The sequence below is a fragment of the Leisingera sp. JC1 genome (assembly GCF_001679925.1).
Lineage (GTDB): Bacteria > Pseudomonadota > Alphaproteobacteria > Rhodobacterales > Rhodobacteraceae > Leisingera.
The window spans coordinates 1-13,535 of sequence record NZ_LYUZ01000098.1; the positions used below are offsets into that span (position 1 = coordinate 1).

The 13,535-nt window shown below is 64.4% G+C and carries 12 protein-coding genes and 1 pseudogene; 7 read left to right on the forward strand and 6 right to left on the reverse strand.

The annotated features are described in order from the left end of the window. The 3 genes and pseudogenes from A9D60_RS14935 to A9D60_RS14945 all read left to right on the forward strand — a co-directional run. Nucleotides 1-194: pseudogene (locus A9D60_RS14935) on the forward strand (IS5/IS1182 family transposase); the annotation flags it as partial. A 296-nt stretch (nt 195-490) separates the two neighbouring features. Then, nucleotides 491-2,080 (forward strand): class I SAM-dependent methyltransferase, encoded by a 1,590-nt coding sequence (locus tag A9D60_RS14940; protein ID WP_065268329.1) that lies wholly within the window; start codon nt 491-493, stop codon nt 2,078-2,080. Nucleotides 2,081-2,194: 114 nt separating this feature from the next. Beyond that, a complete protein-coding gene (locus A9D60_RS14945) occupies nt 2,195-3,412 on the forward strand; it encodes a PAS domain-containing protein (protein ID WP_065268330.1) in 1,218 nt (405 codons plus the stop codon). A gap of 2 nt (nt 3,413-3,414) precedes the next feature. Here A9D60_RS14945 and A9D60_RS14950 read toward each other — a convergent pair whose 3' ends face one another. The 3 genes from A9D60_RS14950 to A9D60_RS14960 form a co-directional block, all read right to left on the reverse strand. Continuing rightward, nucleotides 3,415-4,431: a GlxA family transcriptional regulator gene (locus tag A9D60_RS14950; protein ID WP_065268331.1), complete on the reverse strand. Its 1,017-nt coding sequence runs from the start codon at nt 4,429-4,431 to the stop codon at nt 3,415-3,417. Nucleotides 4,432-4,503: 72 nt separating this feature from the next. Further along, on the reverse strand, nt 4,504-5,976 hold the full coding sequence (gene nhaC / locus A9D60_RS14955; protein ID WP_065268332.1) for a Na+/H+ antiporter NhaC: 1,473 nt from the start codon (nt 5,974-5,976) through the stop codon (nt 4,504-4,506). A gap of 289 nt (nt 5,977-6,265) precedes the next feature. Next, nucleotides 6,266-7,759, reverse strand: a complete 1,494-nt coding sequence (locus tag A9D60_RS14960) for a methyl-accepting chemotaxis protein (RefSeq protein WP_065268361.1) — start codon at nt 7,757-7,759, stop codon at nt 6,266-6,268. A gap of 368 nt (nt 7,760-8,127) precedes the next feature. On the opposite strand from A9D60_RS14960, the gene A9D60_RS14965 reads away from it, so the two are divergent. Continuing rightward, nucleotides 8,128-8,478, forward strand: coding sequence for an H-type lectin domain-containing protein (locus tag A9D60_RS14965; protein WP_065268333.1), 351 nt, complete (start codon nt 8,128-8,130; stop codon nt 8,476-8,478). Here the strand turns inward: A9D60_RS14965 and A9D60_RS14970 are convergent. Then, nucleotides 8,475-8,876 carry a helix-turn-helix domain-containing protein gene (locus tag A9D60_RS14970; RefSeq protein WP_065268334.1) on the reverse strand — a complete coding sequence of 134 codons (402 nt, stop codon included), beginning with the start codon at nt 8,874-8,876 and terminating at the stop codon, nt 8,475-8,477. The two genes, A9D60_RS14965 and A9D60_RS14970, sit on opposite strands and share 4 nt — an antisense overlap. Nucleotides 8,877-8,945: 69 nt before the next feature. Between A9D60_RS14970 and A9D60_RS14975 the strand changes: the two genes are divergently transcribed. Beyond that, complete coding sequence (locus tag A9D60_RS14975; RefSeq protein ID WP_065268335.1) at nt 8,946-10,139, forward strand: MFS transporter; 1,194 nt, start codon at nt 8,946-8,948, stop codon at nt 10,137-10,139. A gap of 55 nt (nt 10,140-10,194) precedes the next feature. Here the strand turns inward: A9D60_RS14975 and A9D60_RS14980 are convergent, their stop codons facing one another. After that, nucleotides 10,195-11,217 carry a ribose-phosphate pyrophosphokinase gene (locus A9D60_RS14980; protein ID WP_065268336.1) on the reverse strand — a complete coding sequence of 341 codons (1,023 nt, stop codon included), beginning with the start codon at nt 11,215-11,217 and terminating at the stop codon, nt 10,195-10,197. Nucleotides 11,218-11,386: 169 nt separating this feature from the next. Between A9D60_RS14980 and A9D60_RS14985 the strand changes: the two genes are divergently transcribed. Next, a complete protein-coding gene (locus tag A9D60_RS14985) occupies nt 11,387-12,196 on the forward strand; it encodes an alpha/beta fold hydrolase (RefSeq protein WP_065268337.1) in 810 nt (269 codons plus the stop codon). Nucleotides 12,197-12,211: 15 nt separating this feature from the next. Here the strand turns inward: A9D60_RS14985 and A9D60_RS14990 are convergent, their stop codons facing one another. Next, entirely contained in the window at nt 12,212-12,616 is a 405-nt protein-coding gene (locus A9D60_RS14990; protein WP_065268338.1) for a hypothetical protein, read from the reverse strand. A 99-nt stretch (nt 12,617-12,715) separates the two neighbouring features. Between A9D60_RS14990 and A9D60_RS14995 the strand changes: the two genes are divergently transcribed. Further along, nucleotides 12,716-13,531, forward strand: coding sequence for a LysR family transcriptional regulator (locus A9D60_RS14995; protein ID WP_065268339.1), 816 nt, complete (start codon nt 12,716-12,718; stop codon nt 13,529-13,531). Nucleotides 13,532-13,535: the final 4 nt, after the last annotated feature.

Below are 13,535 nucleotides of genomic sequence, written 5' to 3' on the forward strand. Positions count from 1 at the left end.
GGGCGTTCTGGAAACGATGGACGGGATACCACACCCGCAGCCGCGCAGAAGCCAGGATGCGCTGCCTCAAGGCCTTCGGCGAGCGCATCGCCGCGAGAGACCCAGATAGCCAAACCGCTGAAATCCACATCCGCGTCGCACTCATCAACCGCTTCAATGCCCTCGGCACCGCCGAGATCGTCCGCGTGGCCTGAACCTGAAGGGGAAAGGGGAAGTCACGCCTCAAGACGCCTTTCTGCAACAATGCCCGTTGTGTGCGCAAAGCGTCGTTTGGCCAAATTCTGTTGCAGAAACCAATGGCTCCTTTGGTGCTTGGGCCCAATCCCGGCATTGGGCCGAGAAGAACTTGCTGAATTGAGGGGCATCTTGCCTTCCCTCATCAAAAACGTCTCCGAAACTTGCAGCACCAATCCCTCCGCCCTTAACCCAATTCTCACCAAATTTTCCGAAATTGCCCTGCAGGACGTTTACCCAAACAGCAGGATTCTCCGTGACCGATTGGACCTCCGGCTATGTCGCCGGCATCGACTACACCTTCGACTTCCACCGCCAGCTGACCCCGGCCTTGCTGGGCTTGACCGCAACCGCGCAGGGCCTGCGGCACGGGCTGGACGGCGAAAACATCACCTATTGCGAGCTGGGCTGCGGTCAGGGCTTCTCCGCCAACCTGCTGGCAGCCGCCAACCCGCACATCGAATTCCATGCGATGGATTTCAGCCCCTCGCATATTGCCGGCGCAGCTGAGCTGGCGCAGGAGGCGGGGCTGGGGAACGTGCGCTTCCACGAGCGCAGTTTCGAGGATTTCGGCGAGACCTCCGGCCTGCCTGCGTCCTTCGACATCATCGCGCTGCACGGTGTCTACAGCTGGGTTTCGCAGGAGAACCGCCAGCACATCCTGCGGTTTATCGCGGACCGGCTGAAACCGGGCGGGCTGGTCTATGTCAGCTGCAACACCCAGCCGGGCTGGGCTGCGGCGATGCCGTTGCGCCGGATCCTGACAGCCCGGGCAGAGCAGGGCAGGGGCACCCTGCCGGAACGGATCGGCGAAGCCCTGTCCTACGCCCGCCAGCTGGCCGGCAGCGGCGGCGGTTATTTCGAACGCAACCCCGCGGTTGCGGCCCGACTCGATCACGTGGCGTCGATGCCGGAGAACTACGTGGCGCATGAGTATTTCAACAAGGACTGGACGCCGTTTTTCTTCGAGGATCTGGCCGCTGAACTGGGCACCGCCAAGCTCAGCTTTGCAGGCTCCGTCAGCCTGATGGATAATCTCGACAGCCTCCGTTTCACTCCGCAGCAGCAGGCACTGCTGGACGGCGAAAGCGATCCGGTCCGGCGTGAAGGCCTGCGTGACGTGCTGCTGAATGAGCATTTCCGCACCGATGTTTTTGCAAAGGGCAGGCTGGCCCATACCCCGCGCGGCAGCATCGGCGCCTGGTTCGCCACCCCGCTGGCGCTGACCCGTCCCTACCATGGCGGGACGCTCAAGTTCCACCACCGCGACCGGGATGTGCCGCTGGAGCAGGCGGACTACGCGCCGGTCCTGCAGGCGCTCAGCAAGGGGCCGGCCACGGTGCGCAGTCTGCTGGATCAGGGCGTATTCGGCGCCATGGAATGGGGTGCCATCACCCGCATGCTGACGGTGCTGGCAGGCTCCGGCCAGATCGCGCCTGCGCTGCCGCTGGAGGGGCTGGAGAGCCGCACCGCCGCCTGCCGCGCCTTCAACCTCGCGGTCTGCAAACGGGCCGAAGACAGCGATGCCCTGCGCTATCTCGCCTCGCCGGTTACCGGCGGCGGGGTGGAGCTGGACCGGTTCGAGCAGCTGTTCCTGCTCGCGCGCAGCGAGGGGCTGGAAACCCCGGCAGAATGGGCAGATCTGGTCTGGCGCATCCTGGCCCCGCAGGGCCAACGCCTGCAGCATGAGGGCAGGGTGCTGGAGACCGAAGAGGAAAACCTTGCGCTGCTGCGCGCCCGCGCGGGCAATTTCGCAGCCCGCCGCCTGCCGCTTTGCGAAAGCCTTGGAGTGACGCTGGAACACAGCCGCCAGGCCCCGGCACAGCTGCAGGGCGCCGCAGCCTGAGCGGTGAAAATTCCGGGGCGGAAACCATGCAGCTTCCGCCCCGCATTAGCATTTCGGCAAGCACTGGCCGGTAAAAAGGTCCGGCACGAGACAACCACTGACAGGAACTGAAACGTGTCCTTTGAAGACCGCGCGCTGGCTGCTCAATCCACTGGCCGGGAATCGGCTTTTGCCCTTGATGAAGTGTTCTTTTCCCGCACCGATCCCCGCGGTGTTATCCGGGCCGGCAATGCCGTGTTCAGCCGGGTCGCCAAATACCCGCTGGAGGAACTGCTCGGCGCGCCGCACAAGGTGATCCGCCACCCGGACATGCCGCGTGCCGTCTTCCAGCTGTTGTGGGACACCATCAAGGCCGGCGAAACCGTCGGCGCCTATGTCAAGAACCGCGCCCGTGACGGCAGCTATTACTGGGTGTTTGCCGTGGTCACGCCCTGCGACGGGGGTTACCTCTCGGCCCGGATCAAGCCGACCAACCCGCTGCTCAAGACAGTGCAGCAGGAATACAGCACCCTGCGCCAGGCCGAGCAGGCAGAGGAGCTGAGCCCAGAGGACAGCGCCGCCCGCCTGCTGGCCCGCCTGAAGGAACTGGGCTTTGCCACCTACAGCGATTTTGCAGGCCACGCCCTGGCAGAGGAACTGCTGGCCCGTGATGCCGGCCTGAAACGGCCGCCCTGCGCCCGCCTGGCCGAACGCCGCGCGATGCACGCCACCGCCGGCCAGCTGTTTGAGGAGACCGAGGCGCTGGTGCAGGACTTTGAATCGATGCGCACCATCCCCCACAACCTGCGGGTCATCGCCTCGCGCATTGAACCGGCCGGCGGGCCGGTGACGGTGCTGTCCCAGAACTACAGCGCCATGTCGCGCGAGATGTCGAACTGGTTCGAAGCCCACGTCTGGGGCAAGGACAGCAACTTCCGCGCCATCAAGGGCACGGTGACCGCGGCCATCTTCGTCGAAGGCCTGGCCCGGATCCTGACCGAATGCGGCCACCAGCTGGAGCAGGAAAGCGCAACAGCAGCCGTCGATATCCCCCGCGAGCAGGGCATTCTGAATGACCTGACGGACGTCCAGTTCAGCAAAGCCCGCGCCAGCCTGCAAGCGGTCCGCTTCGAGGCGGCCCGCATCCAGAAGGCTTGCCAGACCCTGCACCGGCATTTCATGGCACTGACCACCACCCGCGTGCTGTGCAAGATCGAATGCGCCCGGCTGGGCAACGTCGGGGAATCTCTGAACTCCATCATTGATGAGCTTGGCGTGTTCCAGGACCGCATTTCCGCCCGGCTCGAACGCATTTCCGAACTCAGCACCGCCCTCGCCAGCGACGAGGCCTGAGCCTAGGCTTTCTTCTCGGCCCAGCTCTTGCGGAAGGACGCGGGCGACTGCCCGTAGCGCTTCTTGAAGCGGATCGACAGCTGCGTTGCACTGCTGAACCCTGTGGCGGCGGAAATCTCAGCCACCGTCATGTTGGTCTCGTTCAGCAGCGCCAGCGCCCGGCCCACCCGCAGGTCGATATAGAACTGCACCGGCGAGGTGCCGACATAGCGCTGGAACAGCCGCTCCAGCTGGCGGCGCGAGATCTGCGCGTGCTCAGCCACCAAGCCGACCTCCACCGGCTCCTCGATGGTTTCATGCATGAACTGCATCGCGTTGATCAGATGCTGGTTGCGACTGCTGAGCGCTACCGAATAGGCAGACTTCTGCAGCGCCTCGCGGTTGTTGGAGCGGAAGTGGATGCACATGTCCGACACAATCACCGCCAGATCCTTGCCGTGGTCGGTCTGGATCATTTCCAGCATCATGTCGGTGGCCGCATTGCCGCCGCCGCAGGTCATCAGCCCCTTGTCGATCTCATATAGGTTCGCAGTCGGCTCAAGCCCCGGGAAATATTCGGAAAACGACGGCTGGTTCTCCCAGTGCAGGGTAAACCGCTGCCCCTGAAGCAGCCCCGCCTGGGCCAGAGCAAAGGCGCCGGTGCAGATGCCGCCGAACCGGCTGCCGTGGGCATTCTGGCGCCGCATCCAGGACAGCACCTTGGGGCTGGCGCTGTCCGATGGCTCGATGCCCGCGCAGACAAACCCGAAGCTGCCCCGCGGCAGGTCTTCCAGCGCCATGTCGGTGTTGATGCCAATCCCGTTGGAGCAGGGCACGGCGGCGCCATCCTCGCTCAGCAGGAACCAGCGGTACAGCTCCTTGCCGGTGACCTGATTGGCAATCCGCAGCGGCTCCACCGCAGCGCTGAAGGCCAGCATGGTCAGCTTCGGCAGAAGCACAAAGTAGATATCCTTGGGCGGCCCGTCGTAATCGACCCGGAAACTGGCCGCACCCTTCGGGACAAAGCTGCGGAGTGTCATATCGCTAACCTAACAGATGGGACGTTCACAGTGAAACGCGCGCCGGAGGGGAGGCTCCGGCGCGCAGGGGGATCAGGCGGTCAGTTCCTGCACCGGCTCGCCGCTGTCCTCCCAGGCCGCGACCTCTTCGTCGCTTGCCTTGGGCGAGAACAGCCCGGTCATCGCATAGAAGATGCCGATCAGCGGCGACAGCCAGCAGGCAAAGGCCAGCGGGATGTACAGCAGGTTCTCGAAGTTGCCGTCGGCGATCCCCAGCGCCAGCGCCGAGATCACAAAGGCGCCGCCCGCGTTCCAGGGGATCAGCGGCGAGACCAGCGTGCCGCCTTCCTCGATGGCGCGCGACAGGTTCAGCGGCGAATACTTCATGCCGCGATAGACAGGCGCATACATCCGGCCCGGCAGGGCAATCGACAGGTACGGATCCCCCGCCACGGTGTTGGTCGCAACCGAGGTCAGAATGGCCGAGGTCTGGATGCCGGCAAAGCTTTTCACCCGCGCAATGATCACCTCGATGATCGCCTGCAGACAGCCGGTGCGCTCCAGCGCGCCGCCGAACCCCAGCGCCAGCAGCACCAGCGAGATGGTCCACATCATCGACTGGATGCCGCCGCGGTTCAGCAGCGGGTCGATCTCCGCCACGCCGGTGTCGATGGAATAGCCGCTGTTGGCAAAGGTGAAGGTCTCATGCAGGCCTGCGCCCTGGCAGGCCATCGCCATGATGCCGCCCACGACAGCACCGGCAAACAGCGATGGGATCGGCGGCTGCTTCTTCACCGCCAGCACGATGACCAGCAGCGCAGGCAGCAGCATCAGCGGCGAGATCCAGAACGCATTGTCCAGCGCCGCGGTGATCGCGTCGATCCGCTCGAACGAGACTTGCGAGGTGTCGATCAGGGTGAACCCGACAGCCAGATAGATCGCCAGCGCAATCAGCATCGACGGCACGGTGGTCGGCAGCATGTTGCGGATGTGATCGAACAGATTGGTGCCGGTCACGGCCGGGGCCAGGTTGGTGGTGTCCGACAGGGGGGAGATCTTGTCGCCGAAGAACGCGCCCGAAACCACCGCGCCAGCGGTCCAGTACATCGGAATGCCAAAGCCCGCGCCGATCCCCATCAGCGCCAGGCCGACGGTGCCGACGGTGCCCCAGGAGGTGCCCAGCGACACCGACACGATGGAGCAGAGCACCATGCCCGCGGCCAGGAACAGCTCCGGCGACAGGATTTTCAGGCCGTAATAGATCAGCGTCGGCACGGTGCCGCTGGCAATCCAGATACCGACGATCATGCCGACGGTGATCAGGATCGACACCGACGGAAGCGAGATGTTGATGACGTGGAACACGCCCTCTTCGATATTGTCCCACTTGTGGCCCAGTTTCAGGCCGACCAGCGCGGTGATGGCGATGCCGATCGCCAGCGGGATATGCGGGGTGAAATCCCCGAAATAGAACAGCTGGATGCCCAGCACCAGGAGGGTCAGCAGGATCGGCAGCAGCGCCAGTCCCAGACCGGGTTTTACGGTATTCGGATCAGATGGTGACACGGGGTTTCTCCTCCCTTGGGTCAAAACGCCTGGCTTTGGCGGATGCAGATACACACCAGAGATCGCCGCCGGGGACTCGATGCCAGCGCGCCAGATTGTTCGTCTATTGCGACATTTTGCGACAGGAGGGGAGGGTGGCGCGCATCAGGGGAAAAATTTCCCATAGGGGAGGCGGCGCACGTTCGGCAGAACGCCAGCCGCGCCGCTGGGCCGGCGGCGCGGGGCAGATGCTGCGGGAACAGCAGCTGAAAGCGCAGCACCAGCGGGGACCGGTGCTGCGGCGGCAAAATCAGGCGGCTGAGGCCTCCGGACCGGGCTGCTCCTGCTCCCAGCCGCCGGCCGTGGGGGCAGGGCGGCCGGCCTGGGCCGCACCAGTCACTTGGAAGGTCTGAACAAGTTCGGCCAGCACCCGGGTGTCCTGCCGCATGGTCACGGTGGCGGCGGTGGTTTGCTCCACCATGGCGGCATTCTGCTGGGTGACGCTGTCCATATGCGACACGCCGGTGTTGATCTCTGAAAGCCCGGTGAACTGCTCCTGCGCCGAGGAGGCAACGTCCGAGGACAGCTCCGTCACCCGTTTCACATGGCCGACAATCCGCTCCAGAACTTCACCGGCCTTGCTCACCAGGTCGACGCCCTCGTCCACGTGGCCGGAGCTGACGTTGATCAGATCCTTGATCTCCTTGGCCGAAACCGCGGCCCGCTGCGCCAGTGCCCGGACCTCGGAGGCCACCACCGCAAAGCCGCGGCCCGCCTCGCCGGCCCGTGCGGCCTCAACGCCTGCATTCAATGCCAGCAGGTTGGTCTGGAAGGCAATGTCGTCGATCACGCTGATAATCTGGGAAATCTGATCGGAGGAGGAGGAGATCTCATTCATCTTCTCAACTGCATCCGAGGCAACCGCCATGCCTTCCTCAGCAATACCCTGCGCTTCCCGCGCCAGCGAACTGGTTTCCGTCGTCGCGCCGGAGGACTGTTTCATGCTGGCGGTGATTTCCTCCACCGCAGCGGCGGTCTCCTCCAGCGTCGCGGCCTGGGTCTCGGTGCGGCTGGACAGTTCCTCTGCCGCATCCGAAATTTCCCCGGCAGAGCTGCTCAGGTTGGCTGCAGAGTCCTGGATAGTGCCGATGACCCCGCCCATGCTGTCCATCAGCGTATTGAAGGAGGTGCGCACCACGTCGTAGCGGGCCGGGAAGTCGCTTTCCTCCGGGCTGGGGATCGGCTGGGTCAGATCACGCTCCGACATCCGCTGAATACCCTCGGTCATATAGCGGAAGGCAGTGTCCTGCTCCTCGCGCTGGGCTGCGAAATAGGCGTCGATCACCTGGTAGCTGTCCATCGCAAAGGCGCGGTTCAGCGCCCCTAACAGCCGCACCATCCGCTTGCGCGCCATCGGCGTGTAGGTGGCGCCGAACTGCTGCGACAGCATCTCCTGAATAAAGGAGGTCGCCCGCGCATAACCTGCCAGATACAGGTCGAACGGCAGCTGGATGCGGAAATGCACCCGGCCGATGGTGTCGGCTGATTTGAAGTAATCGTCAGAGAACTCGCCGCTCAGCAGCAGTTCCCAGTGCCGTTTCTGCGCACCCCGCGCATGGTTCAGGGAGTCCTGGCTCTTGAAGAAGCCTGAGGCTTCCTGGTCCGACTTGGCAAAGGCGTAGAAGAACTCCAGAACTTCATCCAGTTTTGGCGCGACCAGCTTGCCGGCGGTCACGAGGTCCTTCTTCTGCTCACCGTCCAGGGCGAATTTCGAAATCGTCTGCGTATTTCCATTCTTGCCCATACTGCAATCTCCAAACCAGGCTTCCGAATAGCTGAACACATTCGATTTCATGTATCTAAGAGTTAAGAATTGCTTATTGGTGGGCTTGCGCCCAATTTTTGGGCATTTTGCGGAGTGAAATTTCTCACGCTGGTAAATTTGTGAAGTTCTACACTCTTTTAGGGTGTGCAGTATTTGTGCGTCTCATCTCTTGCGGAATGTGCCGTTTTCTGATTGGCAGCGATTCGCATCCCGCCCGTCAGGCTGTGCCCAGTGATGCAAAGGATCAATACTGTCCCAGGCCTTTGGCCGTCCGAAGCGGTTCAAGGCTGGCGCCGCGCTTGGGTATCGGCCATTCCTAGGGCCGGACAGACTGATTGAGACCAGGCATGAAACGACTGCGCAATCCCCGCACCGGCATCGAACAGGGCGATGTCACCGTGTTCTCGGATTTCGAGGACGGCGGCGGGATGTGGACCGGCACCGGGCCGCGGGTGCGGCGCCAGACGGTTGCATTCAGCACGGCCTATGCCAGCCCGCCGGCAGTGCATGTCTCGGTGTCGCTCTGGGATATGGACACTTCCGCCGCCGTCCGCGGGGAACTGGTGGCGGAGAACATCACCTGCGAGGGGTTCGAGATCGTTTTCCGCACCTGGGCAGACAGCCGCGCCGCCCGCCTGCGCGCCGCCTGGATGGCAATCGGCGAGCTGCCCCATGCTGACGACTGGGACGTCGACTAAACCTCCGCCGTGATGGACCCGGCCCGCAGCAGCTTTTGAAATTTCGGGCACTCCAGATGGCTGGGTGCCGGGCAGTCCGCCACATGGCGCAGCGCGTCCTTCAACAGGGTCAGCTCGCGGATCTGCGCCTCCAGCGCATCGGCGCGGGCATGCAGCTGGTCCCGCGGCAGATCGGGCTGGCCGTCCTTGCCAAACATGCCCGCAACCTCCTGCAGCGAAAACCCCGCCGCCTTGCCCAGCGTGATCAGCGACAGCTGCAGCAGGACCTCCACCCCGAACTGCCGCCTGAGCCCCTTGCGCCCGGCTGAGGTGATCAGCCCCAGATCCTCGTAGTACCGCAGCGCTGAGGGGGCCACGCCGGAGCGTTCCGCAACCTCGCCAATATCCAGAAGTTTCATCCTTGACCTCAAGCTGGCTTGAATTGGCAGGCTGCCAGCCTTGAACGGACCGGACAAGGGAAATCCACGATGACGATTGAAAACATGAGCCTCTGGCGGCAGCCGCAGGCACTCGCGCTTCTGATGGCCGCCAGCCTCACGGTGATGGCCAACGCGACCATCAGCCCGGCGCTGGCGGGGTTGGAGCAGGAATTTGCAGATGTGCCCGATGCAGGCTTCCTGGTGCGGCTTCTGATCACCGCGCCCTCGCTAGGGGTGATGCTGACCGCACCGCTGGCGGGCTGGCTCACAGACCGCAGCGGGCGGCGGGTGGTGCTGCTGGCAGGTGTCTGGCTGTTCATGCTCTGCGGCACTGCGGGCTTTTTCCTGCCGGACCTGAAGCTGATGCTTATCAGCCGCTTTGGCCTCGGCATCGCCGTCGGGCTGATCATGACCGCGCAGACCGCGCTGATCGGTGACTATTTCACCGGTGCCAGCCGCCAGGCGCTGACCGGCCTGCAGATCTCCGCCCGCAACTTCGGCGGGCTGGTTTTCATCGGCACCGCCGGGCTGGCCGCCACGCTGTCGCCGCGGCTGCCGTTCCTGATCTACGGGCTGTCGGTGCTGTGCCTCTATGCCGTCTGGCGCCACGCCCCCGAACCCCGGCGCAGCGGCGGCGGGGCAGGGCAGGCAGAGGCGCCGGGCCACCCGGCCTGGCTGGTGCTGGTCATTGCGGTCTCCGCCCTGCAGATGCTGACCAATGGCCTGTTCTTCATGATGCCGACCCAGCTGCCGTTCTTCTTTGCCGCCCAGGGCCTCAACAGCGCGCTGATGACCGGCGCCGGGCTGGGGCTTTTGTCGCTCTGTGGCGGTATCGCCGCACTGTTTTATGGGCGGCTCAAATCCAGGCTGCCGCACACCGTCATCTTTGCGCTGGGCTACGGTGCGCTGGCGGTTGGCTTCACAGTGCTGGCACAGCAGGGCAGCGCCACCCTATCCCTGGCAGGCGCCATGGTTGTCGGCATCGGTTACGCTACGGTCTCCCCCGGTTTTGTTGCCATTGCGCTGGCGCTTGCCCCCTCGGGACGGCGCGGCACGGCCGGCGCAATCCTCACGGCTTCGGTGTTCTGCGGCCAGTTCCTGTCGCCCTTTGCCAGCACGCCGGCCATCACACGGTGGGGATATGACGGCGCTTTCGGTGCTGCCGCAGCCCTGCTGGCGCTGGTGGCGGCAACAGCCGCCGCCGCGACCGTCTTAGCCGGCCGCCACCGTGCGAGAGCCTGAAAAGCAAAAAGCCCCGCACAATGGCGGGGCTTTCCAATTCGATTTAACAGCCGTCTCAGCCGCCGTTGGAATAGAGGCTCTCGTAGATCGGCACCAGCGTCTTGTCCTCGAACAGCGACGACACCGAGGTGCCGTGCCAGATGTTCAGGATGGCCTGGGTGAACAGCGGCGCGGTGGGAACGATACGGATGTTCGGCGCGTTGATCACGGCCTCAGTGGGCTGGATGGTGTCGGTCAGCACCAGTGACTTCATCACCGAATTGGTGACCCGCTCCACCGCCGGGCCGCTCATCACGCCGTGGGTGATATAGGCGTGCACTTCCTTGGCGCCGTTGTCCAGCAGCACCTGGGCTGCCTTGCACAGGGTGCCGGCGGTGTCGCACATGTCGTCGACGATCAGGCAGATCTTGTCCTTCACGTCGCCGATCACGGTCATCTCCGCCACTTCGCCGGCCTTCTCACGGCGCTTGTCGACGATCGACAGCGGCGCGCTGATGCGCTTGGCCAGCTCGCGGGCGCGGGCCACGCCGCCCACATCCGGCGATACCACCATCAGTTCGTCCATCCGGTCCTTGAACTGGTCCTTCACGTCCAGCGCAAAGATCGGCGAGGCATAGAGGTTGTCCACCGGAATATCGAAGAAACCCTGGATCTGCGCCGCGTGCAGGTCCATGGTCAGAACCCGCTCGATGCCGGCACCGGTCAGCATGTTGGCGACCAGCTTGGCCGAAATCGGCGTGCGCGCCTTGGTTCGGCGGTCCTGGCGGGCATAGCCGAAATAGGGGATCACCGCGGTGATGCGCTGGGCCGAAGAGCGGCGCAGCGCGTCGGCGATGATCAGCAGCTCCATCAGGTTGTCATTGGCCGGGTTCGAGGTCGGCTGGATGATGAACATGTCCTCGCCGCGGACGTTCTCATAGACTTCGACGAAGATCTCGCCGTCATTGAACCGCTCGACGCGGGCATCCACCAGCCCCTGGTCGACGCCGCGGTGCAGGCTCATGCGGCGGGTAATGGCTTGGGCAAGAGGAAGGTTGGCGTTCCCAGCAATCAGCTTGGGTTCGTTCAAGGTCGGCATTGGCTGTTATCCCCAGGCAGCAATGGCAATGTGTCAGATTCGTGATATTGAACCCCGCTTATCATGCACTTACCCTCGCGCATAGTTCTAAGCGGGAGAAACAGCTTTTGGTGGCATCTCGGCACCCCCTCTCAACCCTTTGCGGGTTTGCCCGGCCGGCCGGCCCCGCATGAGCCGCGCCCCGCAGGTGTTCCACCGCAGCTTCGGCCACGGCCCGCGTCCCGTGCTGGCGGTGCATTGCTCGCTGGCCCATTCCGGCGCCTGGCGCGGCGTGGCCGAGAGACTGGCAGAGGAGATCACCCTCACCGGTTTCGACATGCTCAGCCACGGCCGCAGCCCGGACTGGGACGGGCAGGGCAACTACCAGCTGCTGAACATGGAGGCAGGGCTGGCGCTGCTGACGGAGCCGCTGGACCTGATCGGCCACTCCTTCGGCGCCACTGTGGCGTTGCGGATGGCGATGGCCCGCCCGGATCTGGTGCGCAGCCTCACCCTGATCGAACCGGTACTGTTCGCCGCCGCGCGCGGCGAGGACCCCGCCGCCTTTGCCGCACTTGAGGCCGCCAGCCGGCCCGCCGAGGCCGCATGGGAAGCAGGCGACTGCGAGCGGACCACCCGGCTGTTCAACCGCATGTGGGGAACCGGCGAGGTGAAATGGCCCGATCTGCCGGAACCCGCCCGTGCCGCGATGCTGCGCGCGATGCCGGTGGTGATGGCCAGCCGCGCGGTTCTGCACGAGGACGCAAACGGCACCCTGGCCCCCGGCGCGCTGGATGCCGTCACCATGCCGGTGCAGATCCTGACCGGCGCGGACAGCCCGCCCGTCATCCCCGCCATCGCCCGCAGCCTCTGCCGCAGCCTCGGTGCCACACACACCGCGGTGCCGGGCGCGGGCCACATGCTGCCAATAACCCACCCAGCGGAAACCGCCGCGCTGCTGCGCGGGTTCTGGCGGCGCCATGGCCCGGCGGCCCCCTGACAGCTTCATTGCAGGTCAGATTTCCGTCACCGAGGTGACCACCTCGCGGAAGAAATCGATCTTGCCATCCTCCTGGTGGGTGGTGATCAGCGTGCCGCTCTCCACCACCGCCCCGGCCCTTGCATAGAAAAACCGCTGACGGAACCGGGTCAGGAACCAGCCGTCCCCCAGATCCTGGGTGGCGCTTTCCAGGATCCGGGTGCCTTGCGGAAAGACTTCCTGACCCAGCCGGGCCAGCAGCCTCGCGAACCCTTCGGCATCTGTTGCGGCCTGCCAGGAAATATCGGCATCATCCCTGTAGTGGTCGATGCGGAAATCAATACCGGGGGCAATCAGGTTCATGATTGCCGGGTCTCCGGCCTCAAACAGTTTCAAGAGCTGCCCGATGACGGGAGGAGCGGCTGATGCAGTGTCTTTCATGTGGCTGGCTTTCTGTGCTGTTGCAGTTGCACGCAGCTAGCCACGGGACCTGGGCAAAGTTAATTGCTTTGATGACTATCGTTAATATAGGTGTTGCCTATGATTGATCTTGCCCCGCTCCGGTATTTCCAGTCCGCCTATGACACCGGGACCTTCAGTGCTGCAGCCCGTATGAACGGTGTTAGCCAGCCGTCGGTGTCCGCTGCGGTTTCAAAGCTCGAAGAGCATTTTGGCGGTGCCCTGTTCCTGCGCAGGCGGGACGGTCTGGCGCCAACCGCGCTGGGGCATGAACTGTACCGCCAGTCCGGCGCGGTGCTGGCGCAGCTCAGCTTGCTGGAGCAACGGCTGACAGGGCGCGTGCCGCAGGTGGTGCGGGTGCACTGCCAGCCGGATATCCTCGTGGCGTCCTTTCATGCGGCGCTCTCCGGCCTGCGCCGGGACACTGCAGCGCTGACCTTCCAGTTCACAAACAGCTGCGAGGATGCGGATATCCTGTTCTGTTCAGACGGCTGCGTGCCGCGGGGCTGCACGTTCCATCCCCTGTGGACGGAAAGCTATGGTGCCGCCCTGCCGCGGGATCATCCCCTTGCCGCCCGCCCGGAGCTTGCGCTGGAGGATCTTGAGGGCGAACCTTTGATCGCGCGGCCCTATTGCCCGGCAGCGGACCAGTTCCTGATGCAGGGGGAGACCCCCGCTTGTATCGTGGCAGAGGCGGCGCATGATGCGCAGCTGCTGGATCTGGTTGCTGCCGGGCTCGGGGTTGCCCTTGTGCCGATGGGCCACGCCCGCGCGCAGGGCGGAATCGCTGTCCTGCCCTTGCGCGGCAGCCAGGTTCACCGCCAGGCCGGGATCGCACATCGCAAAACCCAGTTTGCGGCCGGGATCGCCCGTGCCTTATGTGCTGCCTGGAGCTAGCCCC